Raw genomic sequence first — 21743 nt, 5'->3', positions numbered from 1 at the left:
AGGAGGCAACGGTGGCTACCGCGGGGAGCAGTGGGATGAGCACAGCCCCAGTGCGCGGCAGGTCGACCAGGCAGCGCGCCGCAGTGGCGGCCGCCCTCGACGAGGTGAACGAGTTCCGCAGTGCCCAGGAGCTGCACGACATGCTCAAGCACCGCGGCGACTCGGTCGGTCTGACCACCGTCTACCGCACCCTCCAGTCGCTCGCGGACGCCGGCGAGGTCGACGTCCTGCGCACCAGCGAGGGCGAGGCCGTCTACCGCCGCTGCAGCACCGACGACCACCACCACCATCTGGTGTGCCGCGGGTGCGGCAAGGCGGTCGAGGTGGAGGGCCCGGCCGTGGAGAAGTGGGCCGACCAGATCGCGGCGGACAACGGCTTCGTGGACGTCGCCCACACGATCGAGATCTTCGGGACGTGCGGAACCTGCGCGGCGAAGGCCGCGCAGGCCTAGCGCGACCTTCGCCGCGCGCAGTCCTAGCGCGACCTTCTGCGTGCCGGGGAACCGGCCTGCCGTGCCACCACCGATGAGGAGCGGCGCGCCCGGGACGGGCGGCGCCTGCGGTTGCCGCCGTCGCCGGTCCGGCGGGGCTGCTCGACCACCGGAGCCGTGATGGTGACCGCGACGCCGGACGGAGTCCTGGCGCCCGTGATGTCGGTGAGCTCCGTGTCACCGGAGTGCACCCGTACGACCTGAGGAGTGATCCCGGCGTCGGCCATGAGCCGGGTCATGTCACGTCGCTGGTGCGGCAGGACCAGGGTGACGACCCTGCCGGACTCACCGGCGCGGGCCGTACGGCCGCCGCGGTGGAGATAGTCCTTGTGGTCGCCGGGCGGGTCTATGTTGACCACGAGGTCGAGGTCGTCCACATGGATGCCCCGGGCGGCCACGTTAGTGGCGACCAGGGCTGTGACGTGCCCCTCCTTGAACTGGTCGAGGGTACGGGTGCGCCGGGACTGGGACTTGCCGCCGTGCAGCGCCGCTGCCCGTACGCCGCTGGCCAGCAGCCGCCGGACGAGCCGGTCGGCGGCGTGCTTGGTGTCCAGGAACATGATCACTCGGCCGTCGCGGGCGGCGATCCGGGTGACGGTGGCCTGCTTGTCCTCGTCCGCGATGTGCAGAACGTGGTGCTCCATCGTGCTCACGGTGGCGGCGGACGGGTCGACCGAGTGGACGACCGGGTCCGTCAGGAAGCGGCGCACCAGCGCATCGACGTTCCGGTCGAGGGTCGCGGAGAAGAGCATCCGCTGGCCGTCGGCGGGCACCTGCCGGAGCAGGGCGGTGACCTGCGGCATGAAGCCCATGTCGGCCATCTGGTCGGCCTCGTCGAGCACCGTGATGCGCACCTGGTCCAGGCTGCAGTCGCCGCGCTCGATGAGGTCCTTCAGCCGGCCGGGAGTGGCCACGACGACCTCGGAGCCCGTGCGGAGCTCCCCCGCCTGACGGCCGATCGACAGGCCGCCGACCACGGTGGCCATCCGGATCCGCAGCGATCGGGCGTACGGGTCGAGCGCCTGGGTGACCTGCTGGGCCAGCTCCCGGGTGGGAACCAGGACCAGGGCGAGCGGCCGGCGGGTCTGCGCGCGGCCTCCCGCCGTACGAGCGAGAAGCGCTAGCCCGAAGGCCAGTGTCTTGCCGGAGCCGGTGCGTCCGCGGCCCAGTACGTCCCGGCCGGCGAGCGCGTTCGGCAGGGTCGCGGCCTGGATCGGGAACGGCACGGTCACGCCTTGCCGGGTGAGCTCGGCCACCAGGGCCGGATCCATGTCCAGTTCGGCGAAGGAGCCGGCCGCGGGCAGCGCCGGGGTGGTTCCGGTCGGCAGAGCGAAATCACTCTGAGCGGGAGCGGCCCCGCGGCCACGAGCGGGTGCAGGGGATTGCGAACGGGCGTGGCGGGTGGTGCGGGCACGACGATTCAAAGGGAAGGAACCTTCCTCGGGACGACGGCGCGTACCGGGCAGGAAATCCGCGGCCTGGGAGCCGGTCGGAGAATCGCGGGAACGGGCCGGGAGATGGGAATGCGTGGCACCTCAGCGAAAGGTGCCTCGGGGTTTCAGCAAAAGCCGCCATGGCACGGGCGAGGGCCCGCACCCATCAGGTGCGGGCCCTTGCTGTGTGGCGCGTCCAGGCCTCAGGCAGGAACGACGTTCTCCGCCTGCGGGCCCTTCTGGCCCTGCGTGACGTCGAAGTTCACCTTCTGGCCTTCCTGGAGCTCGCGGAAGCCCTGGGTGGCGATGTTCGAGTAGTGGACGAAGACGTCGGCGCCGCCGCCGTCCTGCTCGATGAAGCCGAAGCCCTTTTCCGCGTTGAACCACTTGACGGTGCCGGTGGCCATATGAAATCTCCTTCATAGGGGAAGCAGTACCGGAACCCGCCCTGTGCGGATTCCACGTCGCCGTATGTCCCCATCCGATGAGATCGGAAAAACAAAATGCGCCTGAAGGTCACATCCCGTCAGGCGCACACAAAGTTTCATGGGTACCAAAACTGCAACTAACAACAAGGTAGCACACTTCTTCGCGGGGTGGGGATATTCCGGATGGCCCCATTTGCTTCCCGCCCGGGCAGGACTGTGGGACGCTGAGCGGACCGACGTACGCCCGACGTACTCCCCCCTCCCCCTAGCTGAGGCACCATGCGCTGCATCATCGCCGGCTACCCCTTCGATCTGACCGCGAGCGAGGTGGAGCAGACGATGCGCGGCGTGAGGCCCGAGCCGATCACCGGTGCCTCCGTCCGTATCGGTCGCACCGTCTACCCGGTCAAGCAGGTCGGGGCGCTGGTCACCCGCCAGGACCGCCGCGACTTCACCGCCTTCGAGGTGACCCGGGCCATGAAGCGCCTGGGGTTCACCTGCCAGACGGCGCCCGCACCTGCTCCTCCCCCGGCCACCGCCCTCTGGGACGACACCGCCGGCGCGGACGTTTTGCCGGTCGTGCCGCCCGCGGCCTCGTGGCCGTCGGCGGGCCGGCCTCCGGCGACCGAACCGGGCAGGTGACGCAGCACCCTCGCTGCCCCTGAGCGCGGGTCCCCGCTCCGGGAGGTCCGTCGCCGTGCGCGGATTTCCCGTCAGGACATGCTGCCCTGGGATGCGTCGGTCTCGTTCGGCAGTGCGCCGCCGAAGCGGCGGTCCCGCGACGCGTACTCCAGGCACGCCCGCCACAGGTCGCGCCGGTCGAAATCCGGCCACAGCACGTCCTGGAAGACCATCTCGGCGTACGAGCTCTGCCAGATCAGGTAGTTGGACGTGCGCTGCTCGCCGCTCGGGCGCAGGAAGAGGTCCACGTCCGGCATGTCCGGGTAGTACAGGTACTTGGCGAAGGTCTTCTCGGTGACCTTCGAGGGGTCGAGCTTGCCGGACTTCACGTCGGCCGCGAGCTTGGCCGCCGCGTCCGCGATCTCCGCGCGCCCGCCGTAGTTGACGCAGAAGTACAGCGTCATCGCGTCGTTGCCCGTGGTCTGCTCCTGCGCGACCTGGAGCTCCTGGACGACCGACTTCCACAGCTTCGGCATCCGGCCCACCCAGCGGATACGGATGCCCAGCGCGTCCATCTCGTCGCGGCGCCGCCGGATGACGTCCCGGTTGAAGTTCATCAGGAAGCGCACCTCGTCCGGCGAGCGCTTCCAGTTCTCGGTCGAGAAGGCGTACAGGGAAAGGTTCTTGACGCCGAGCTCCAGGCAGCCCTTGAGGACGTCGAGGACGACGCCCTCTCCCACCTTGTGGCCCTCCGTGCGCGGCAGGCCGCGCTCCTTCGCCCAGCGGCCGTTGCCGTCCATGACGATCGCCACATGGTTCGGGACCAGCTCGCCCGGGATCTTCGGTGGGCGCGCACCGGAGGGGTGCGGCTCGGGTGCCAGGTATTCGCGGCGGGTACGGCCCAGAATCCCGCGTCGTGCCATGCGGTTCACGTCTCCCATGTCATCGGCCCTGCGCTTCTACTTCTCGACATACCGGAGCGAGCGCAGGCCGCGCTCCAAGTGCCAGTGGAGGTACGCCGCCACGAGCCCGCTGCCCTCCCGTACGTGCCGCGCCTCGCACGCGTCCGCCGTCTCCCAGTCGCCGGTCAGCAGCGCACCGAGCAGCGTCAGCGACTCAGCCGAGGGTACGACGCTTCCCGGCACCCGGCACTCCGCGCAGACCACTCCGCCCGCGGCGACCGAGAAGAACCGGTTGGGGCCCGGCATGCCGCAGCGCGCGCAGGCGTCGAAGCTCGGCGCGTAGCCGTTGACGGCGAGGGAGCGCAGGAGGAAGGCGTCGAGGACGAGATGCGGGGCGTGCTCGCCGGCGGCGAGTGTGCGCAGCGCCCCGACCAGCAGCAGGTACTGCTGTACGGCGGGCTCGCCCTCATGGTCGGTGAACCGCTCGGCGGTCTCGAGCATGGCGGTGCCCGCGGTGTAGCGGGCGTAGTCGCTGACGATGCCGCCACCGTACGGAGCGATGGTCTCGCTCTGCGTGCACAGCGGCAGCCCGCGGCCGACGAGTTCGCTGCCGCGCGCGAAGAACTGCACGTCGACGTGGGAGAACGGCTCGAGCCGCGCCCCGAACTTCGACTTGGTCCGGCGCACGCCGCGCGCCACGGCCCGTACGCGCCCATGACCGCGGGTGAGCAGCGTGATGATCCGGTCCGCCTCCCCCAGCTTCTGGGTGCGCAGCACGATGCCGTCGTCGCGGAACAGACTCATGCGGCCATTGTCCCGTACGGAAGGGGCGGCTCGGGCCGTCGGGGGCGAACCCGGGTCCCTCCGTACGCCACAGGCCCGTACGACTCCGGGACGGGCCTACGACGGCGTGCGGGCCGCGGCTGCCAGCAGGCGGTCGGTGTCCTCCGGACCGATGAGGAGGGCGCGGCCGAGGGCCGCCAGGGCCTCCCGCTCGGCCGGGCTGTACGGCCCGTCGGCGAGGGCGATCCGGGCGCCCTGCAGCAGAATGCCCTCGCGCCCGGCGGGTGCGAGGTGCGGGGCCAGGGGCTCGAGGGACTCATGGAGTTCGATGGTGAGCGCGGTGCCGCCCTTCACGCCGTCCTCGAAGCGGCACGGCAGGCGCCCGGTGTCGGCTGCCAGCGCTTCGACGAGCGCGAGCAGCTGCTCGCCCGTACAGTCCTCGAACCCGGCGCCGCGCACCGCGCCGACCGCGGCCTCGCGGACCGAGCGGTCCTGCGCGCCGCCCGCCGCGAGGACGGCGAGGGCCACGGTGTGCACGGCGTCCCGGAGCATCCCGGAGAAGCGGTGGGTGGTCGGGTGGTCGAGCACGTCGGCGCCGAAGCGGCCGCGGCAGCAGGAGCATTCGACGACCGGGGCCGCGGATCCGCGCGGGAGGAGCGGGAGTCCGAGCACGGCGAGGCGGCGACGGCCGGTGCGGCGGCGGTAGTTGCGGTCGCCCCCGCAGTCGGGGCAGAAGAACTCGCCGTCTCCGACCGTGCGCCAGGTCGTGCGCACTCCCCACACGCGCTGCATAGCGCACCTCCGGCGCGTAGGCCCAAGAGTTTCCCGACTCGTCCCGACACGGTCCGCTGCTGCTCGGTGACTCTTCGGCAACGGCGCCGTGTTGGAGGTGATGTTAACCACATCGATGATGTGCCGTCAGCACCCCCTGCCGAGGGAAACGGCCCCGGACCCGGGCCCGCAATTGCACAACCCCTGCCCGCCTGGGCGTTTTGCACCCGGGCGGGCAGGGGCTGAAAAAACGAGTCGGGCACGCGGCCGCGGCGGGACGGCCGGCGGACCCCGTCAGGCGCGAGCGGCTCGGTTGACCGCCGAGACGACCGCCTTCAGGGAGGCGCGGGTCGTGTTGGGATCGATGCCGATGCCCCACAGGACCTTGCCGTCGATGGCGCACTCGATGTACGCGGCGGCGCGGGCGCTGGCCCCCTCGCTCATCGTGTGCTCCTGGTAGTCCAGCAGCCGGGCGTCGACGCCGATCGCCGCCAGCGCCTCGAAGAACGCCGAGATCGGACCATTGCCGGTGCCGGCCAGGACCGTGTCCTGCCCGTCCACCACGGCCTCGACGGTCAGCGTGTCCGTGCCGTCCTTGTCGGTCGTGGTCTGCCCGGCCCGCAGCTGGATGCGGCCCCACGGGTTGTCCGGATTCGGCAGGTACTCGTCCTGGAAGACGTCCCAGATGTCCTTCGGCGTGACCTCGCCGCCCTCGGCGTCGGTCTTCGCCTGGATGATCTTCGAGAACTCGATCTGCATCCGGCGCGGCAGGTCCAGCTTGTGGTCGTTCTTCAGGACGTACGCGATACCGCCCTTGCCGGACTGGGAGTTGACGCGAATGACCGCCTCGTACGACCGGCCGACGTCCTTGGGGTCGATCGGCAGGTACGGCACGGCCCACTCGATGTCGTCGACCGTCTTGCCCTGCTCCGCCGCGTCGGCCTCCATCGACTCGAAGCCCTTCTTGATGGCGTCCTGGTGGGAGCCGGAGAAGGAGGTGTAGACCAGGTCGCCCGCGTAGGGGTGGCGCGGGTGGATGGTCATCTGGTTGCAGTACTCGGCAGTACGGCGGATCTCGTCGATCTGCGAGAAGTCGATCTGCGGGTCGACGCCCTGGGAGAAGAGGTTCATGCCCAGCGTCACCAGGTCGACGTTGCCGGTCCGCTCGCCCTGCCCGAACAGGCAGCCCTCGATGCGGTCCGCGCCCGCCATGATGGCCAGCTCGGCGGCGGCCACGGCCGTACCGCGGTCGTTGTGCGGGTGCACGGACAGGCAGACGTGCTCGCGCCGCGACAGGTTCCGCGACATCCACTCGAAGCGGTCGGCGTGCGTGCTCGGCGTCGAACGCTCCACGGTGGCGGGCAGGTTGAGGATGATCTCGCGGCCGTCCTCGGGCTGCCAGACGTCCATGACGCCCTCGCAGACCTCCAGCGCGAAGTCCAGCTCGGTGTCCGTGAAGATCTCCGGGCTGTACTGGTAGCCGAAGGCCGTCCGGTCGTCCAGCAGCTTCTCCGCGTACTCCGTCACCAGCCGGGTGCCGTCGATGGCGATGGCCTTGACCTGCTCGCGGGTACCGCGGAAGACGACCCGGCGGAAGACCGGAGCGGTCGCGTTGTAGAGGTGGACCGTGGCCCGGTGAGCGCCCCGCAGCGACTCCACCGTGCGCTCGATCAGCTCCTCTCGGGCCTGGGTGAGGACGGAGATCGTCACGTCCTCCGGAATCGCGCCCTCCTCGATGATCGAGCGGACGAAATCGAAGTCCGTCTGGCCGGAGGAGGGGAAGCCGACCTCGATCTCCTTGTAGCCCATCCTCACCAGGAGGTCGAACATCGCGCGCTTGCGGGCGGGCGACATCGGGTCGATCAGCGCCTGGTTGCCGTCCCGCAGGTCGGTGGACAGCCAGCGGGGGGCCTTGGTGATGCGGTTGTCCGGCCAGGTGCGGTCGGGGATGTCCACGGCCTCGTACGGCGTGTACTTGTGGATCGGCATCCCGGACGGCTTCTGCGTGACACCGGCTGCCGTGATGGGGGTGGGGCGGCCTACGGAATTCGCGGATGCGGAATTCGGGGCGGTCGTCATGTGGGCTGGGCTCCTGTCGAATGGGCTTCGACGGCCGACGGGGCGGCGGTGGGCAACACCGGACTCCGCGGGGAGGGGGTCGGCCTACGACTACAGGCCCTCGCCGCGGCAGCTAAGGAGAAGCAGCCCGAAACGCATGATGCGCAGAAGCCTAACCGAGCTGCGCGGGTGAACCGAGTCCGTTTCAGTATGCAAGACGTGTCGGCGGTGACCGCTGAAGAGTGATGAATCACTCCATTTCACTAACTGCCGTCGCCATGGGTGACAGGACCATGACCATGTGCCACATTGCGCAGCATGACCGCATATCTCACGCATGCCACCCAACCCGTCTTCTGCACGATCGTGCCGCCCCACCTCCTCGACCGGCTCGCCAGGTCGGGCGACCCGGCGCTCGCCGGGCCTGCCCGCCGCACGCTGGAGCGGGACGCCTCGCAGCGCACCCGCCGCCGGCTGACCACGGTCGCGGGCCCACTCGCCGCAGCCCCCCGGCGCGGCCCCTCCGACCGGCCTGAGCGGACCATCTGCGACGCGGAGCACCGCGAGGAGCTGCCGGGCCGCGAGGTGCGCCGCGAGGGCGACGAGCCGGTGCGGGACGCGACCGTCAACCGCGCCTACGCCGGGCTCGGCGCGACCTTCGAGCTCTACCTCAAGGAGTTCGCCCGCAACTCCATCGACGGCGAGGGGCTGCCGCTGGACGCGACCGTCCACTACGGCGAGGACTACGGCAACGCCTTCTGGGACGGCGAGCGGATGGTCTTCGGGGACGGTGACGGCGAGGTCTTCCTCGACTTCACGATTCCGGTGGACGTCATCGGCCACGAGCTGACCCACGGCGTCACGCAGTACACCGCCAATCTCGAGTACTTCGGCCAGTCGGGCGCGCTCAACGAGTCCGTGTCCGACGTCTTCGGCTCGCTGATCAAGCAGTACGCGCTCGGCCAGACCGCGGGCGAGGCGGACTGGCTGATCGGCGCCGGGCTGCTCGCCCCGCGCGTCAGCGGGGTGGCGCTGCGCTCGATGAAGGCCCCGGGGACGGCGTACGACGACGACGTCCTCGGCAAGGACCCGCAGCCCGCCACGATGGACGACTACGTCCGCACGAGCAGCGACAACGGCGGGGTGCACATCAACTCGGGCATCCCGAACCACGCCTTCTACCTCGCCGCCCGGAGCCTGGGCGGGCACGCCTGGGAGCGGGCCGGGCGGATCTGGTACGACGTGCTGACCGGCGGCGAGCTGGCCGCGGACGCGGAGTTCGCCGACTTCGCCCGGCTCACCGTCGCCGCCGCGCGGGCCCGCTACGGCGAGGGCGAGGAGCAGGAGGCGCTGCTGAAGGCCTGGTCCCGGGTGGGCGTACCGGCGGCGCGGCGGACGGAGCCGCAGAACCCTGGGACGTAACCGGCCTAAGCGGGTACTGATGAACCCATGCGAATTCACGTGAGGCGCACTGGAGGGTTCGCGGGCATCGACCGCCACGCCGAGGTGGACACCTCGGGACGGCCCGACGCCCAGGAGTGGCGCGCCCTGGCCGAGCAGGCGGCGGCCGACGGCCGGGACACGCCCCCGGTCGGTGTGCCCGACGGCTTCAGCTACCAGATCACGATCGACGACCGCACCGTCTACTGCTCCGACCCGCGGCTCACCGAGCCGCAGCGGAAGCTGATCACGCGGGTGCTGAAGGAGGGCTCGTAGGCTCGGAGCGATCTCCGGCCCGGCCGGCGGGCTCAGAAGCCCGGCCGGCGAGGCTCAGAAGCCCAGCCTCCGCAGCTGCTTGGGGTCCCGCTGCCAGTCCTTGGCGACCTTCACGTGGAGGTCCAGGAAGACCGGGGTCCCGAGCAGGGCTTCGATGTGCTTGCGCGACGTGCTTCCGACCTCCTTCAGGCGGGCGCCCTTCGGGCCGATGACGATGCCCTTCTGGCTGGGCCGCTCGATGTAGAGGTTGGCGTGGACGTCCAGCAGCGGCCGGTCGGCGGGGCGGCCCTCGCGCGGCAGCATCTCCTCGACGACGACCGCGATCGAGTGCGGCAGCTCGTCCCGTACGCCCTCCAGCGCGGCCTCGCGGATCAGCTCGGCGACCATGACCTGCTCGGGCTCGTCGGTGAGGTCGCCCTCCGGGTAGAGCGCAGGGCCTTCGGGCAGCAGCGGAACGAGCAGGTCCGCGAGCAGCCCGACCTGCTTGTCGCCTACGGCCGACACAGGCACGATCTCGGCCCACTCGACGCCCAGCTCCTTGCCGAGCCGGTCGACGGCGATGAGCTGCTCGGCGAGCCGGTCGGAGTCCATCAGGTCGGTCTTGGTGACGACCGCGACCTTGGGGGTCTTCCGGATTCCGGCGAGCTCGGTGGCGATGTACCGGTCGCCCGGGCCGATCTTCTGGTCCGCGGGGAGACAGAAACCGATGACGTCCACCTCGGCCCACGTCGTCCGTACGACGTCGTTGAGCCGCTCGCCGAGCAGCGTGCGGGGCTTGTGCAGTCCCGGGGTGTCGACGAGGACGAGCTGCGCGTCGGGGCGGTGCACGATGCCGCGGACGGTGTGCCGGGTGGTCTGCGGCCGCGTGGAGGTGATCGCCACCTTCGTCCCCACCAGGGCGTTGGTCAGGGTCGACTTGCCCGCGTTGGGGCGGCCGACGAAGCACGCGAAGCCCGCGCGGTGGGAGGCCTGGGCGGGGGAGGAAGGTGCACTCATGGCGACCATTCTCCCCGATGCGGATGGCTCCTCCGTACGCATCGCGGGCCGCGGGCGGCCGAAATGGGAGCGGGAATTCGGGGGGCGCTGCGCCGGTGGAATTCCCCGGCGCTTTTCGATGGTGACGTTTCCGCAGGTCACAGCAGGTAGAGCATAGGCCAGCGACCTGCATTTAAACACTCCTCTCGGGAATTTCCTTCGGATGAGTTAAATGGCCTTACTGCTATTGGGTTACCCATGGGAAGGCGCAACGCTGGGAACGTTTGCGCAAGCGAGCCGGAGCTCCCCATCGACAATTCAGTATTCGAGACACGGAAAGGAGGGAAAGACCATGCCGATCTCCGCTGTCGTCAACGAGACGGCCGAGGATGTCTTCGATCTGGACATCCGCGAAACCGCCGAGGTGACCCCGGACAACGCCCCTCACGCCACGGGGTTCGCCACGTTCTGCGGCACCTGCCTCTCGTGCCCGGCCACCTGTGGTGACACCTGCGCCACCTTCTGCGGCACCTGCCTCACCTGCCCGCAGTGCAAGCAGCCGGGGGTGGCCCCCAGTGACCGTGGTGGGGTTCCTTTCCTCTCTGTGGAAAGGCACCCCACTCATACGGATCGATGCCCGACCCGAAATACCGAGCACAGACCGAGAGGGCTTATGAGCACTGATTCCCTTTTCTCCTGTCCGGGTTCCGCGTTGCTGCGGGCGCCGGTTCACCCGGAATGGCGCGCCCGGGAAACGTGCGATATAGCCGCGGACGGTTCCCTGGCGGGCGGGGAAAAACTGGTCGACCGGATCCGCCGCCTCGCGGCGGATCCGCTGGTGCGCGAGGCCGTCGCGGTCTCGAGCCCGTCCCTGGCGCGCAGCCTGGACCGGATCGCCGGGGCCGGGGGCGATGGCGAGAGCCGCGGCGCCGAGAGCGGCTGCGAGCTGCCGGACCTGGCCGCGCTGCGGCGCGCGGCGCGGGCGCTGGCCCGCTACCGGCTGCGGATGGCGACCCGCTGCACGCCCTTCGGGCTGATGGCGGGTGTCGCGGCAGCCGAGTTCGTCGACGACCCGGCCGAGGTCAAGGTGCGGCTGGGGGAAGGGCACCGGCGCGCCGCCCGGCCCGACCGGAAGTGGCTGATGGGCCTGGTGACGGGGTGGGAGGAGCGCCCCGAGGTACTCCGGCAGCTGCGGGTGACGGTCAACAACCTCTGCTTCGTGCGCGGTGACCGGCTGGTCCTGCCGTATCTGCCCGACACCGCGGGAGGCGGCGGCGAGGGGCGAGCCGTCCACGAGGTGAGCGTGCGGCACACCACCGCGGTGCGCGCCGTACGGGAAGCCGCCCGCGCTCCCGTGCCGTACGCCGAGTTGGAACGGCGGCTGTCGGCGGCCTTTCCGGCCGCACCCCGGGGCGCTGCCGCTGCCATGCTCGGGCGGCTGATCGGGAAGGAGATCCTCCTCACCGACCTGCGCCCGCCGCTGGAGGAGACCGATCCGCTCGCGTACGTCCTGAACCGGCTCGCGGACCTCCCGGACTCCTCCTCGCCGCCCGACCTCCCGCCGCTGCGGGACATCCGGCGGCGCCTGTCCGACTACTGCGCCCGCCCCCTGGGAGATGGGCGCGCGGCCTGGCGCGAACTGACCGCCCGGATGGGCCGCCTGCGCGCCGGAGAGCAGCTCGTGCAGGTGGATCTGGCGGTCGACGCCGACGTACGGCTGCCGCGGACGGTGGCCGAGGAGGCCGAGCGGGCGGCCGGGCTGCTGTGGCGGCTGGGCCCCCGGTGGGGCGACCACGGCCCCCTGGCGGACTACCACGCGGACTTCCTGGAGCGGTACGGCAGCGACCGCCTCGTTCCGGTGAAGGAACTGCTCGACCCCGGCATCGGGCTGGGGGCACCGGCCGGCTATGTGCGCCCGCGCAGCAGCCGCTCCCCGCGTCCGGCCCACCGCCGGGACCCCGAGCGGGACGCGGTGCTGGCCGGGCTCGCCGAGGAGGCGGTCCTGGCCGGCGAGCCCGAAATCGTACTGACCGACGACGCCGAGGACCCGGTGGTCTCCCGGCTCTCCCGCGACACGGGGGTCCCGCCCGGGTCGGTGGAGCTGTTCACCCAGCTCCTGGCCGACTCGCCCACGGCGCTGCAGGAAGGGCGGTTCCGCCTGGTCGTGGTCGGCGGGGCCGCGCAGGCGGGCGCGGTCTCCGGCCGGTTCGCCCATCTGCTGCCCGAGGGCGCCCGAGCCGCGCTGGGGGAGCTGGCGCGCACCATCGGCACGCGCTCGCCCGGAGCGGCGCGGGCGCAGCTGACGTTCCCGTCCCCCAACTCGCGCAGCGGCAATGTGGCCCAGGTGCCCCGGCTGCTGGAGCGCCTGATTCCGGTCGCCGTCTTCGCCGACCGCGGCGACCCGCACACGCTCGACGTGGACAGCCTGCTGGTGGGCGCCGACCCGCACCGGCTGTTCGTCGTGGACCGCGCCACCGGCCGGGAGGTGGTGCCCACGGTGTTCCACATGCTCACCACGCAGTGGAACGCACCGAACGTCGCCCGCTTCCTGCGCGAGGTCTCCACCACGGGCGAGCGCGCCTGGGGGCTGTGGGACTGGGGAGCGGCCGAGGCCCTGCCGTACCTTCCGCGGGTGCGCTACGGGCGTACCGTGCTCGCCCCCGCCCGGTGGCGGCCCGCTCCCCAAGTCCTCGACCAGGAGGCCCCGTTCGGCCGGTGGGCGGCCGCCGTGCGCGCCTGGCGGGACCGCTGGAGGGTGCCGCGGCGGCTGTGCACCGGATACGCCGACCACCGGCTGGAACTGGACCTCGGCGACGAGGAGCATCTGCGGCTGCTGCGCCACGAGCTGGGGCGGCACCCGGAGGCCCTGCTGTACGAGGCGCTGGTGACGGGGGAGGACGAGGCGGGGGAAGGCCGGGCGGGGGAAGGCGAGTGGGGCTGGCTCACCGGTCCGGGCGGCGCGCACCGCAACGAACTGGTCATTCCCCTGGTGGCGCGGCGCACCGGCACCGCTGCCGTGCCGCGCTCCGTACCAGCCGTGCCGCGCGCCGCGCCGGTCGAGCACCCGCCCGGCGGCGAGTGGCTGTACGCGTCGGTGTACTGCGCGAAGGAGCGCCAGACGGACCTTCTGGCGACCGAAGTTCCCCCGCTGATCGAGGAGTTGCCTTCGGGCGTCGACCGCTGGTTCTTCCTCCGGTACCGGGACGACGACGACCATCTGCGATTCCGCTTCCACGGGCCGCCCGCCACGCTCGCCGGCGAGGTCCTGCCGCGCCTGCACGACTGGATGGCCCGGCTGCGCAGGCAGGGCCTGGCGTGGCGGCTCACCCTGGACACCTATGTCCCGGAGTGGGAGCGGTACGGCGGCCCGGACGCCATGGAAGCCGCCGAGCGCGCGTTCCACGCCGACAGCGTCGCCGTCATCCGGCAGCTCGGGCTGCGGCAGGGCGGACAGCTCACGGTCGACCCCCTGCTGCTCGTGGCGGCGGGCTACGTCGATCTCGCCCGTACGTTCTGGTACCCGCAGGGCGTGAGCGGGGGCGCGGAGCCCGCGTGGGCGACCTGGCTGCTGGAGGCGTTCCCCAAGGGCGAGGCGCACGCGGCGTTCCAGCGCGTGCGCCGGGACGCCGTACGCCTCATCGACCCGTACGGCGGCTGGGAGGGGCTGTGCGAGCAGCCCGGCGGCGCGTCCCTGCGGCAGGTGTGGGACAACCGGGCCCGTGCCTTCGCCGACTACGGGCGGCTCCTGTACGAGCTGGGGCCGCGGGCCTGGACGTCGCCGCAGGACGTCCTGCCCTCGCTCTTCCACATGCACCACAACCGCCTCATCGGGGCGGACCGGGACGGGGAACGGGCCTCCTGCGCGGTGGCCCGGGGCGCTGTCCAGGCCCACCGGGACCGCCGCAGGTGGGCGCTGTGACGGCCGCGCCGCGGCGTCCGGCGCGCCGTTCCCCCGCCCCACCGCCGTCTGCCGTCCGGAAACGGGCCGGGCAGATCGTGACCGCCCTGACCGAGCACCTCGCGGGACCCGACCGGGTCGCGGCGGTGGCGACCGCCCCCGGGAACGTCGACCACCTCCCGGACGGCCCGGTACGCGTCCCGTGGGCCCCGCTGTCGCTCGCGGAGGGACACCCCGGTGTGGCCCTGCTCTTCGCGGAGCTGTCCCGCTCCGTTCCCCGGCACCGCACCACCGCGCACGCGCACCTGTCGACCGCGGCCCAGGCCACGGCCGCGCCGACCTCCGGCGGGCTGTTCGACGGCGCGGCCCCGCTGGCGTTCGCGGCCTGGGCGGCGCGGCACCGCCCGGGTGACTACGCGACCCTGCTGGACCGTCTCGACGACCGCGTGACGGCACAAGTGGAGCGCCTGCTCGCAGCCGAGGAGGAGCGCCTGCGAGCGGGCCGGGCCGGAGCGCCCATGCACGCCTACGACGTGATCAGCGGAGCGACGGGCCTCGGCCGCTATCTGCTCCTGCACCGGCCCCGCCACCAGGAGCTGCTGGCCCGCGTCCTGTCCTATCTGGTCCGGCTGACCGAACCGGTCAGCGCCCACGGCCATACCGTTCCCGGCTGGTGGGTGCGCGGAGGCCCGGCGACCGCAGACGACGACCCCGACTACCCCCGCGGGCACTTCAACCTCGGCCTGGCGCACGGCATCCCCGGGCCGATGGCGCTCCTCGCGCTCGCCCGGGAGGCGGGCGTACGCGTCCCCGGCCAGGACGCGGCCATCACCCGCGTCTGCGATTGGCTGCTCGACTGGCGGACGGCCGGAGGGCGGTGGCCGTGGGTGATCCCGTTCGAGCGGCACATGAAGGCCGGTGACCGGACGGTTCCGCTCCCGCCCGGGCGCACCGCCTGGTGTTACGGCACCCCGGGCGTCGCATGGGCGGTGTACCTCGCGGGGCGTGCCCTGTCCCATACCGACTGGCAGCGGGCCGCCGTCGACGCGCTCGCCGCGGAACTCGACGACGTCCGGGGGCTCTTCGACTCCTCCCTGTGCCACGGCCGGACCGGAGTGCTCCTCATCACCTGGCGGATGGCGCGCGACAGCGGCGACAGCCGCCTCACCGCGCAGCTGCCGCACCTCGCCGCCCCGGTCCTCGACGCCTACGACCCCCAACTCCCGTTCGGATACCGGTACTCGGCCCCGACCATGCGGGTCGCCGGTGACCGGGCCGGTTTCCTCGAAGGCGCGGCCGGGATCGCCCTGGCCCTGCACACGTACGCGACGGACAGCGAGCCGGACACCCCCTGGGATGCGGCTCTCCTGCTCAGCTGAACCGAGAAGGGGATGTGGTGACGGGATGAGGTTTCCGGGCCTCGGCCGGCCGGCCGGAGCGCGCAAGGGCTCCAGCGAGGCGGGCGCATGCGGGAGCGAGGCGCTGCTCTTCGGCGGCCGCCTGCGCTGGGATCTCGGGTTCAGCCGCCACGAACTGGCGTCGCTGAACCTGTCGTTCACCGCGATGGCGCGCCGGCTGCCGCAGGTGCTCGCCGAGAGCGTTCGCCTGGCCTGGGCGGCCGACCGGGCCGCGCTGCTGATGGTCGCCGTGGCCGCGCTGGGGAAGGCCGCCGCCCAGGCCACGGGGCTGCTGGCGACGAACAAGGTGCTGGTCGCCCTGTTCGCGGGCGGCCCGACGCCCGGGAAGGTGGCGGCCGCCACCCCGTCCCTGCTGGTCCTCGGCGCCGTCGCGGGCTTCGCCGCCCTCATGCAGTCGCTCTCCACGGCCGCCACGGGGCGGCTCGAGCCGAAGGTGGAGCGCGTGGCGACGCTCAGGTTTCTGCACCACGCCGCGCGCGTGGAGCTGGCGGCGATCGAGGACGCGGGGTTCCACCGGCTTCTCGACGCCGCCCAGCACGCCACGGCCTCGGCCCGCCGCATGATCGGCTACTGCGTCGGCGTGATCGACGCCGTGGCGGCGCTGATCGCCGCCGCCGGGGTTCTCACGGTCCTGAACCCCGTACTGCTTCCGCTGCTGGGCCTGATCGCGGTGCCCCGGGGGTGGGCCGCGGTGCGCACCGCGCGCCGCCGGTACGAGTCGGTGCAGGCCTGGCTGGAGCACTCCCGGGCCAGCCATCTGCTCGCCGGTCTGTTCACCCAGCAGGAGGCAGCCCAGGAGGTGCGGGTGCACGGTGCGGGCGCGTTCCTGCTGGAGCACTACGCGGGCATGGCCGTGGCCGCCGAGGCCGAGCAGACCCGCCTGGCCGGCAAGCAGGCCCGGACCGATCTGGCGGCGTCGGCCCTGTCCGGTCTGGCCACCGCCGGGACGTACGCCGTACTGGGCCTGCTGCTGATCGGCGGAGGGCTGCCGCTCGCCGTCGCCGGCACCGCCGTGATCGCGATCCGGACCACCACCGGCAACCTCTCCGCGCTGGTGCTCCAGGTCAACCACCTGTACGAGGAGGGGCTGTTCCTGAAGGATCTGGATTCCTTGCACACCGAGGCCGACCGGCGGGCCATCCCGGCGGGAGGCGCCGCCGTCCCCCGGGAGCCGGAGGTGGTCCGGGTGGAGAAGGCCGGTTTCAGCTACCCGGGCCGCACGGAACCGGCGCTGCACGGCGTCAGCCTGACCCTGCGGCGCGGCCAGGTGGTGGCCCTGGTCGGCGAGAACGGCTCGGGCAAGACCACGCTGGCCAAACTGATCGCCGGGCTCTACGAACCGGACACCGGCCGCATCACCTGGGACGGTGTCGACGCCAGGGAGCTCGACCGCCGTCAGCTCTTCGACCGCGTCGCCCTGGTCACCCAGGACTTCCAGCGCTGGCCGTTCACGGCGAGGGCCAACGTCGTCATCGGCCGCCCGGACAGCCCCCTGGACGAACACGCCCTGGACCGCGCCGCCGACTACGCCGACGTCCGCCGGATCGTCGACTCCCTGCCCAAGGGCTGGGACAGCCTGGTCCACCGCGCCTTCACCGGCGGCGTGCAGCTCTCCGGCGGTCAGTGGCAGCGGCTCGGCCTCGCCCGCGCCCACTACCGGTCCGCGCCCCTGCTGATCTGCGACGAGCCCACCGCGGCCCTGGACCCCAGAGCCGAGATCGAGGCGTTCGACAAGATCCGCGCCCTGGCGGCGCAGGGCCACACCGTCGTCCTCATCACCCACCGGCTCGCCTCGGTCCGGCACGCCGACCACATCTACGTACTCGACCGCGGACATCTCATCGAGGAGGGCACTCACCCCCAACTCCTCGACCGCGAGGGGCACTTCGCCCGTCTGTACCGCCTCCAGGCCGCGCAGTACGCGAGCGGCCCGGACGGGCAGGGCGACCGGGCCGCGGACGGGCTCAGCCCGCGGTGACGGAGGCGCGGAGGGTCCCGTCGGGGGCGGCGAGGAGGACGGGCGTGTCCGGGCCGCCCAGATCGCGTACGGCGGCGCGGTCGGCGTCGGCGGCGGCGGGCTCATCGGTGACGACGGCCGCGGCCTCCAGGGACGTGGCGCCACTGGCCACGGCCATCGCGACAGCGGTCTGCAGCGCGCTGAGCTTGAGCGACGCGAGATCGACGGTCCCGGCGACGTAGGTCCTGCCGGTCTCGTCCCGTACGGCCGCGCCCTCGGGCACGGCGTTCCGCGCCCGCGCGGAGCGGGCCAGCGTGATGATCTTGCGGTCTTCGGGGTCCAGGGCATCGCTGTCGGTCATGGGGCGATCATAGAGAGCCGACCGCCCGGCCCGGCGTACGCCCCTGGGCCCCTGAGGTCTGGGGCGGAGCCTCAGACCCGGGCCACCTCGGCGGCGGAATTCTCCAGATCCGCGGGGTTACGGCGCCTCCACGCCGGCGCCCGCCTCCGTGGAGCGGACCGGTTCCACCAGCACCGTGACAATCCGGTTCCGGCGGCCCGCAGGGGACTCAGCGGTCAGGCGCAGGGCTTTGAGCGCGGGGCCGGTGGGGTTGCTCCCCCAGCTACCGCTGGGGGTGCCCCCACCGGCCGAGCCGGAGGGAGCCTCCTCCGAGAGGTCCACCTCGGCCGTCGCGCCCGCGATCGGTACCCGCCCGAGGGACTTGGCGAGCAGCCCGCCGACCGTCTCCACGTCCTCGTCGTCCAGCTCGAGGCCGTACAGGTCGCCCAGGTCGCCGATGTCGAGCCGGGCCGTGACGCGGTACCGCTCCTCCCCCAGCTCCTCCACCGGCGGCAGCTCGCGGTCGTACTCGTCGGTGATCTCGCCGACGATCTCCTCGAGGATGTCCTCGATGGTGACGATGCCGGCCGTCCCGCCGTACTCGTCGATGACGACCGCGACGTGGTTGCGCTCCTTCTGCATCTCGCGCAGCAGGTCGCCCGCGTTCTTGGTGTCGGGCACGAAGGTGGCGGGCCGCATCGCGGTGGAGACCAGGTCGCTCTCGGCCTCCCGGTTGATGTGCGTCTTCCGGGCCAGGTCCTTGAGGTAGACGATGCCGACGATGTCGTCCTCGCTCTCGCCGGTCACCGGTATGCGGGAGAAGCCGGAGCGCAGGGCGAGGGTGAGGGCCTGGCGGATGGTCTTGGCGCGCTCGATGACGACGAGGTCGGTGCGCGGCACCATCACCTCGCGGACGAGGGTGTCGCCCAGCTCGAAGACCGAGTGCACCATGCGGCGCTCCTCGTCCTCGATGAGCTGCTCCGACTCCGCCAGGTCGACCAGGGCGCGCAGCTCGGCCTCCGAGGCGAAGGGGCCCTTGCGGAAGCCCTTGCCGGGCGTGAAGGCGTTGCCGAGGAGGATCAGCAGCTGCGGGATCGGGCCCATGACGCGGGCGAGCGGCAGCAGGACGTACGCCGCGGCGGTGGCGGTGTTCAGCGGGTGCTGGCGGCCGATGGTGCGCGGCGAGACGCCGACGGCGACGTAGGAGACGAGGATCATCACGCCGAGCGCGACGGCCAGCGCCTCCCAGGTCTGATCGAACTCCCGCAGGCAGGCGTAGGTGACGAAGACGCCCGCCCCCATCTCGCAGGCGACCCGGACCAGCAGCGCGACATTGAGATAGCGGGTCGGGTCGTCGGCGACCGCGAGCAGCCGGGCGCTGCCGCGCCGCCCGGAGCGCACGGCCTCCTCGGCGCGGAAGCGGGTCGTACGGGCCAGGCCCGCCTCGGCGCAGGCGGCGAGCCAGGCGATCACGACCAGCAGCACGGCCGCCGCGATGAACTGCCCGGTCATCGTGTCCGTCCCGTCATCGGGTGGTGGGCGCCGGGGAGGGCCCCGCGACGCCGCGCTCGGTGCGCCAGCCGTCGATGATGGCCTTCTGCAGACCGAACATCTCGGCCCGCTCGCCGGGCTCCTCGTGGTCGTAACCGAGCAGGTGCAGGACGCCGTGCACGGTGAGGAGCTGGAGCTCCTCGTCCATCGAGTGCTGCGTCGGCGCCTCCTCGCCCTGCTTCCGCGCCACCTCGGGGCACAGCACGATGTCGCCGAGGAGCCCCTGCGGGGGCTCCTCGTCGTCCTTCGCGGGCGGGCGCAGCTCGTCCATCGGGAAGGACATGACATCCGTGGGCCCCGGCAGGTCCATCCACTGGATGTGGAGCTGCTCCATGGCGGCGGCGTCGACGACGATCACCGAGAGCTCGGAGAGCGGGTGGATCCGCATCCGCGCGAGGGCGTAGCGGGCGACGTCCAGGATCGCCTGCTCGTCGATGTCCGTGCCGGACTCGTTGTTGACGTCGATCGACATTGCGCTGTGTCTGGCTCTTTCGGTGATGTCACTGCTCGTTGCGGCTGTCGTACTGTTCGTACGCGTCGACAATACGGCCGACCAGCTTGTGCCGGACCACATCGGTGCTGTTGAGGATCGAGAAGTGGACGTCCTCGACGCCGTCGAGGATCTCCCGCACCTGGCGCAGGCCGCTCTTCGTGCCGCCCGGCAGGTCGACCTGGGTGACGTCACCCGTGATCACGATCTTGGAGTCGAAGCCGAGCCGGGTGAGGAACATCTTCATCTGCTCGGGGTTCGTGTTCTGCGCCTCGTCGAGGATGATGAACGCGTCGTTGAGCGTCCGGCCGCGCATGTACGCCAGCGGGGCCACCTCGATCGTCCCGGCCGCCATCAGCCGCGGGATCGAGTCGGGGTCCAGCATGTCGTGGAGCGCGTCGTAGAGCGGGCGCAGATACGGGTCGATCTTCTCGTAGAGCGTGCCGGGCAGGAAGCCGAGCCGCTCGCCCGCCTCGACCGCGGGACGGGTCAGGATGATCCGGTTGACCTGCTTGGACTGCAGGGCCTGGACCGCCTTCGCCATGGCGAGATAGGTCTTGCCGGTGCCCGCGGGGCCGATGCCGAAGACCACCGTGTGCTTGTCGATGGCGTCGACGTACCGCTTCTGGTTGAGGGTCTTGGGGCGGATCGTGCGGCCGCGGCTGGAGAGGATGTTCTGGGTGAGCACCTCGGAGGGGGTCTCGGCCGCTCCCGCCGCGCTGGCCTCCTCGCGCAGCATGGCGATCGAGCGTTCCACCGCGTCCTCCGACATCGGCTGCCCGGTGCGGAGCACCAGCATCATCTCGTCGAACAGACGCTGGACCAGCGCCACTTCCTTGGAGTCCCCGGTCACGCTGATCTCGTTGCCGCGCACGTGGATGTCGGTCGACGGGAACTCCTTCTCGATCACGCGCAGAAGAGAGTCACCGGACCCCAGAACCATCACCATGGGGTGCTTGGGCGAGACGGTGAAGTGGGCGGTTGCCTGCGAACGTGTGGGTGTCTGAGTCATGGGCCGGCTCTCTGGCCTGCTGACCCCGCCTTCTGTGTGCTCGACGTGCCGCACGCCGGTCCGTGCGGCCCCTTGATACTCCAAGCCTACGACGGAGCACCGACAACACCCGAGGGCTTTTCACCGTCCGGTTCCGGCGTTCACCGTCCGGTTCCGGCGCTGCACGGCCCGGGCTCAGCGCTGCCGGAACCCGATCGTGGGGACGGCGCGGCGCAGCGGGAGGGGGCGCGCGGCCGCGGGCAGCAGGTCGTCGAGGAACCCGTAGTGGCGCAGGGCGGCCACCTGGTCGTCGTAGGACTTCGCGTGCTGCCACCAGGCGGCGATCTCGACCCAGCCCGGGGCGGAGAGCGAGCCGCCGAACTCCTGGACGGACAGGGCGGCGGTCAGGCCCGCGAAGGCGAGCCGGTCGGCGAGCGGCCAGCCCGCCAGCGTGCCGGTGACGAAGCCCGCCATGAAGACGTCCCCGGCGCCGGTCGTGTCGAGCGCCTCGACCGCGATGGCGGGCACGGCGGCGGTCTCGCCGGTACCGCCGTCGACGGCGTACGCGCCCTCGGCGCCCAGCGTCACCACGGCCAGCGGCACCTTGTCGGCGAGCGCGCGGGCGGCGGCGCGCGGGCTGTCGGTGCGGGTGTACCGCATCGCCTCCTCGGCGTTGGGGAGGAAGGCCTCGCAGCGCCCGAGGTCGGCGAGCGCCGACAGCTCCCAGCGGCCCGTGTCGTCCCAGCCGACGTCCGCGAAGATCCGGCTGCCGCGGCCCGCGGCGGACGTGATCCAGTCCTCCTGGCGGCCGGGGGCCAGCGAGGCGACGCAGGCGCGGGACGGGGGCGGGCAGTCGGAGGCGGGGTCGGGAGGGGGCGCCTCGTGGCCGTGCGAGACCATCGTGCGCTCGCCCTCGTACG

At 72.0% G+C, this 21743-nt stretch carries 19 protein-coding genes; 7 read left to right on the top strand and 12 right to left on the bottom strand.

The features are described from left to right. The first annotated feature begins 35 nt into the window (after positions 1-35). A complete protein-coding gene (locus tag ACTWQC_RS28260; RefSeq protein WP_443318655.1) occupies positions 36-452 on the top strand; it encodes a Fur family transcriptional regulator in 417 nt (138 codons plus the stop codon). Positions 453-475: 23 nt separating this feature from the next. Here ACTWQC_RS28260 and ACTWQC_RS28255 read toward each other — a convergent pair whose 3' ends face one another. Then, positions 476-1915, bottom strand: a complete 1440-nt coding sequence (locus tag ACTWQC_RS28255; RefSeq protein WP_443318654.1) for a DEAD/DEAH box helicase — start codon at positions 1913-1915, stop codon at positions 476-478. Positions 1916-2127: 212 nt separating this feature from the next. Beyond that, complete coding sequence (locus ACTWQC_RS28250; protein WP_443318653.1) at positions 2128-2331, bottom strand: cold-shock protein; 204 nt, start codon at positions 2329-2331, stop codon at positions 2128-2130. A 300-nt stretch (positions 2332-2631) separates the two neighbouring features. On the opposite strand from ACTWQC_RS28250, the gene ACTWQC_RS28245 reads away from it, so the two are divergent. Next, complete coding sequence (locus ACTWQC_RS28245) at positions 2632-2994, top strand: SCO5918 family protein (RefSeq protein ID WP_443318652.1); 363 nt, start codon at positions 2632-2634, stop codon at positions 2992-2994. Between the two features lie 71 nt (positions 2995-3065). Here the strand turns inward: ACTWQC_RS28245 and ACTWQC_RS28240 are convergent, their stop codons facing one another. The 4 genes from ACTWQC_RS28240 to leuA form a co-directional block, all read right to left on the bottom strand. Beyond that, positions 3066-3896: an isoprenyl transferase gene (locus tag ACTWQC_RS28240; protein ID WP_443318651.1), complete on the bottom strand. Its 831-nt coding sequence runs from the start codon at positions 3894-3896 to the stop codon at positions 3066-3068. Positions 3897-3932: 36 nt separating this feature from the next. Next, on the bottom strand, positions 3933-4679 hold the full coding sequence (gene recO, locus ACTWQC_RS28235) for a DNA repair protein RecO (protein WP_443318650.1): 747 nt from the start codon (positions 4677-4679) through the stop codon (positions 3933-3935). 96 nt (positions 4680-4775) lie between these two features. Next, positions 4776-5450: a TerB family tellurite resistance protein gene (locus tag ACTWQC_RS28230; RefSeq protein ID WP_443318649.1), complete on the bottom strand. Its 675-nt coding sequence runs from the start codon at positions 5448-5450 to the stop codon at positions 4776-4778. Between the two features lie 273 nt (positions 5451-5723). Then, positions 5724-7508: a 2-isopropylmalate synthase gene (leuA, locus tag ACTWQC_RS28225; RefSeq protein ID WP_443318648.1), complete on the bottom strand. Its 1785-nt coding sequence runs from the start codon at positions 7506-7508 to the stop codon at positions 5724-5726. Positions 7509-7805: 297 nt separating this feature from the next. On the opposite strand from leuA, the gene ACTWQC_RS28220 reads away from it, so the two are divergent. Both ACTWQC_RS28220 and ACTWQC_RS28215 read left to right on the top strand, forming a co-directional pair. Continuing rightward, positions 7806-8909: a M4 family metallopeptidase gene (locus ACTWQC_RS28220; RefSeq protein WP_443318647.1), complete on the top strand. Its 1104-nt coding sequence runs from the start codon at positions 7806-7808 to the stop codon at positions 8907-8909. Positions 8910-8936: 27 nt separating this feature from the next. Further along, positions 8937-9203 carry a protealysin inhibitor emfourin gene (locus tag ACTWQC_RS28215; protein WP_443318646.1) on the top strand — a complete coding sequence of 89 codons (267 nt, stop codon included), beginning with the start codon at positions 8937-8939 and terminating at the stop codon, positions 9201-9203. Positions 9204-9257: 54 nt separating this feature from the next. Here the strand turns inward: ACTWQC_RS28215 and era are convergent, their stop codons facing one another. Then, complete coding sequence (gene era, locus ACTWQC_RS28210) at positions 9258-10199, bottom strand: GTPase Era (protein WP_443318645.1); 942 nt, start codon at positions 10197-10199, stop codon at positions 9258-9260. Between the two features lie 652 nt (positions 10200-10851). Here era and ACTWQC_RS28205 point away from each other — a divergent pair. The 3 genes from ACTWQC_RS28205 (at position 10852) to ACTWQC_RS28195 (ending at position 17472) form a co-directional block, all read left to right on the top strand. Then, complete coding sequence (locus ACTWQC_RS28205) at positions 10852-14097, top strand: lantibiotic dehydratase (protein ID WP_443318644.1); 3246 nt, start codon at positions 10852-10854, stop codon at positions 14095-14097. A 77-nt stretch (positions 14098-14174) separates the two neighbouring features. Then, positions 14175-15455, top strand: coding sequence for a lanthionine synthetase C family protein (locus ACTWQC_RS28200; protein ID WP_443318643.1), 1281 nt, complete (start codon positions 14175-14177; stop codon positions 15453-15455). Between the two features lie 25 nt (positions 15456-15480). After that, positions 15481-17472: an ABC transporter ATP-binding protein gene (locus ACTWQC_RS28195; RefSeq protein ID WP_443318642.1), complete on the top strand. Its 1992-nt coding sequence runs from the start codon at positions 15481-15483 to the stop codon at positions 17470-17472. On the opposite strand, the gene ACTWQC_RS28190 is transcribed toward ACTWQC_RS28195, so the two are convergent. From ACTWQC_RS28190 to ACTWQC_RS28170, 5 genes are all read right to left on the bottom strand, one after another. Continuing rightward, positions 17459-17812, bottom strand: coding sequence for a cytidine deaminase (locus ACTWQC_RS28190; RefSeq protein ID WP_443318641.1), 354 nt, complete (start codon positions 17810-17812; stop codon positions 17459-17461). The genes ACTWQC_RS28195 and ACTWQC_RS28190 overlap by 14 nt on opposite strands. A 117-nt stretch (positions 17813-17929) precedes the next feature. After that, positions 17930-19303 (bottom strand): hemolysin family protein, encoded by a 1374-nt coding sequence (locus tag ACTWQC_RS28185; protein ID WP_443318640.1) that lies wholly within the window; start codon positions 19301-19303, stop codon positions 17930-17932. A gap of 13 nt (positions 19304-19316) precedes the next feature. Further along, on the bottom strand, positions 19317-19814 hold the full coding sequence (gene ybeY, locus ACTWQC_RS28180; protein WP_443318639.1) for an rRNA maturation RNase YbeY: 498 nt from the start codon (positions 19812-19814) through the stop codon (positions 19317-19319). 28 nt (positions 19815-19842) lie between these two features. Beyond that, positions 19843-20844 (bottom strand): PhoH family protein, encoded by a 1002-nt coding sequence (locus ACTWQC_RS28175; RefSeq protein ID WP_443318638.1) that lies wholly within the window; start codon positions 20842-20844, stop codon positions 19843-19845. Positions 20845-21018: 174 nt separating this feature from the next. Then, the coding region (locus ACTWQC_RS28170; protein WP_443318637.1) for a carbohydrate kinase family protein at positions 21019-21743 on the bottom strand (725 nt) is incomplete at its 5' end.

The sequence above is a fragment of the Streptomyces sp. 8N616 genome, from assembly GCF_052246385.1.
Taxonomy (GTDB): Bacteria; Actinomycetota; Actinomycetes; order Streptomycetales; family Streptomycetaceae; genus Streptomyces.
Note: the sequence above shows the minus strand (reverse complement) of the source record. Positions and strands in the feature narration are given on the sequence as shown.

Excerpts from the sequence above, each read along its gene's own strand:
- ACTWQC_RS28195 (WP_443318642.1), top strand. The coding sequence starts at position 15,481 with ATGAGGTTTCCGGGCCTCGGCCGGCCGGCCGGAGCGCGCAAGGGCTCC.
- ACTWQC_RS28230 (WP_443318649.1), bottom strand. The coding sequence starts at position 5,450 with ATGCAGCGCGTGTGGGGAGTGCGCACGACCTGGCGCACGGTCGGAGAC.
- ACTWQC_RS28190 (WP_443318641.1), bottom strand. The coding sequence starts at position 17,812 with ATGACCGACAGCGATGCCCTGGACCCCGAAGACCGCAAGATCATCACG.
- ACTWQC_RS28185 (WP_443318640.1), bottom strand. The coding sequence starts at position 19,303 with ATGACCGGGCAGTTCATCGCGGCGGCCGTGCTGCTGGTCGTGATCGCC.
- ACTWQC_RS28175 (WP_443318638.1), bottom strand. The coding sequence starts at position 20,844 with ATGACTCAGACACCCACACGTTCGCAGGCAACCGCCCACTTCACCGTC.
- ACTWQC_RS28240 (WP_443318651.1), bottom strand. The coding sequence starts at position 3,896 with ATGGCACGACGCGGGATTCTGGGCCGTACCCGCCGCGAATACCTGGCA.
- ACTWQC_RS28245 (WP_443318652.1), top strand. The coding sequence starts at position 2,632 with ATGCGCTGCATCATCGCCGGCTACCCCTTCGATCTGACCGCGAGCGAG.
- ACTWQC_RS28220 (WP_443318647.1), top strand. The coding sequence starts at position 7,806 with ATGACCGCATATCTCACGCATGCCACCCAACCCGTCTTCTGCACGATC.
- ACTWQC_RS28260 (WP_443318655.1), top strand. The coding sequence starts at position 36 with ATGAGCACAGCCCCAGTGCGCGGCAGGTCGACCAGGCAGCGCGCCGCA.
- era (WP_443318645.1), bottom strand. The coding sequence starts at position 10,199 with ATGAGTGCACCTTCCTCCCCCGCCCAGGCCTCCCACCGCGCGGGCTTC.
- leuA (WP_443318648.1), bottom strand. The coding sequence starts at position 7,508 with ATGACGACCGCCCCGAATTCCGCATCCGCGAATTCCGTAGGCCGCCCC.
- ACTWQC_RS28215 (WP_443318646.1), top strand. The coding sequence starts at position 8,937 with ATGCGAATTCACGTGAGGCGCACTGGAGGGTTCGCGGGCATCGACCGC.
- ACTWQC_RS28205 (WP_443318644.1), top strand. The coding sequence starts at position 10,852 with ATGAGCACTGATTCCCTTTTCTCCTGTCCGGGTTCCGCGTTGCTGCGG.
- ybeY (WP_443318639.1), bottom strand. The coding sequence starts at position 19,814 with ATGTCGATCGACGTCAACAACGAGTCCGGCACGGACATCGACGAGCAG.
- ACTWQC_RS28250 (WP_443318653.1), bottom strand. The coding sequence starts at position 2,331 with ATGGCCACCGGCACCGTCAAGTGGTTCAACGCGGAAAAGGGCTTCGGC.
- recO (WP_443318650.1), bottom strand. The coding sequence starts at position 4,679 with ATGAGTCTGTTCCGCGACGACGGCATCGTGCTGCGCACCCAGAAGCTG.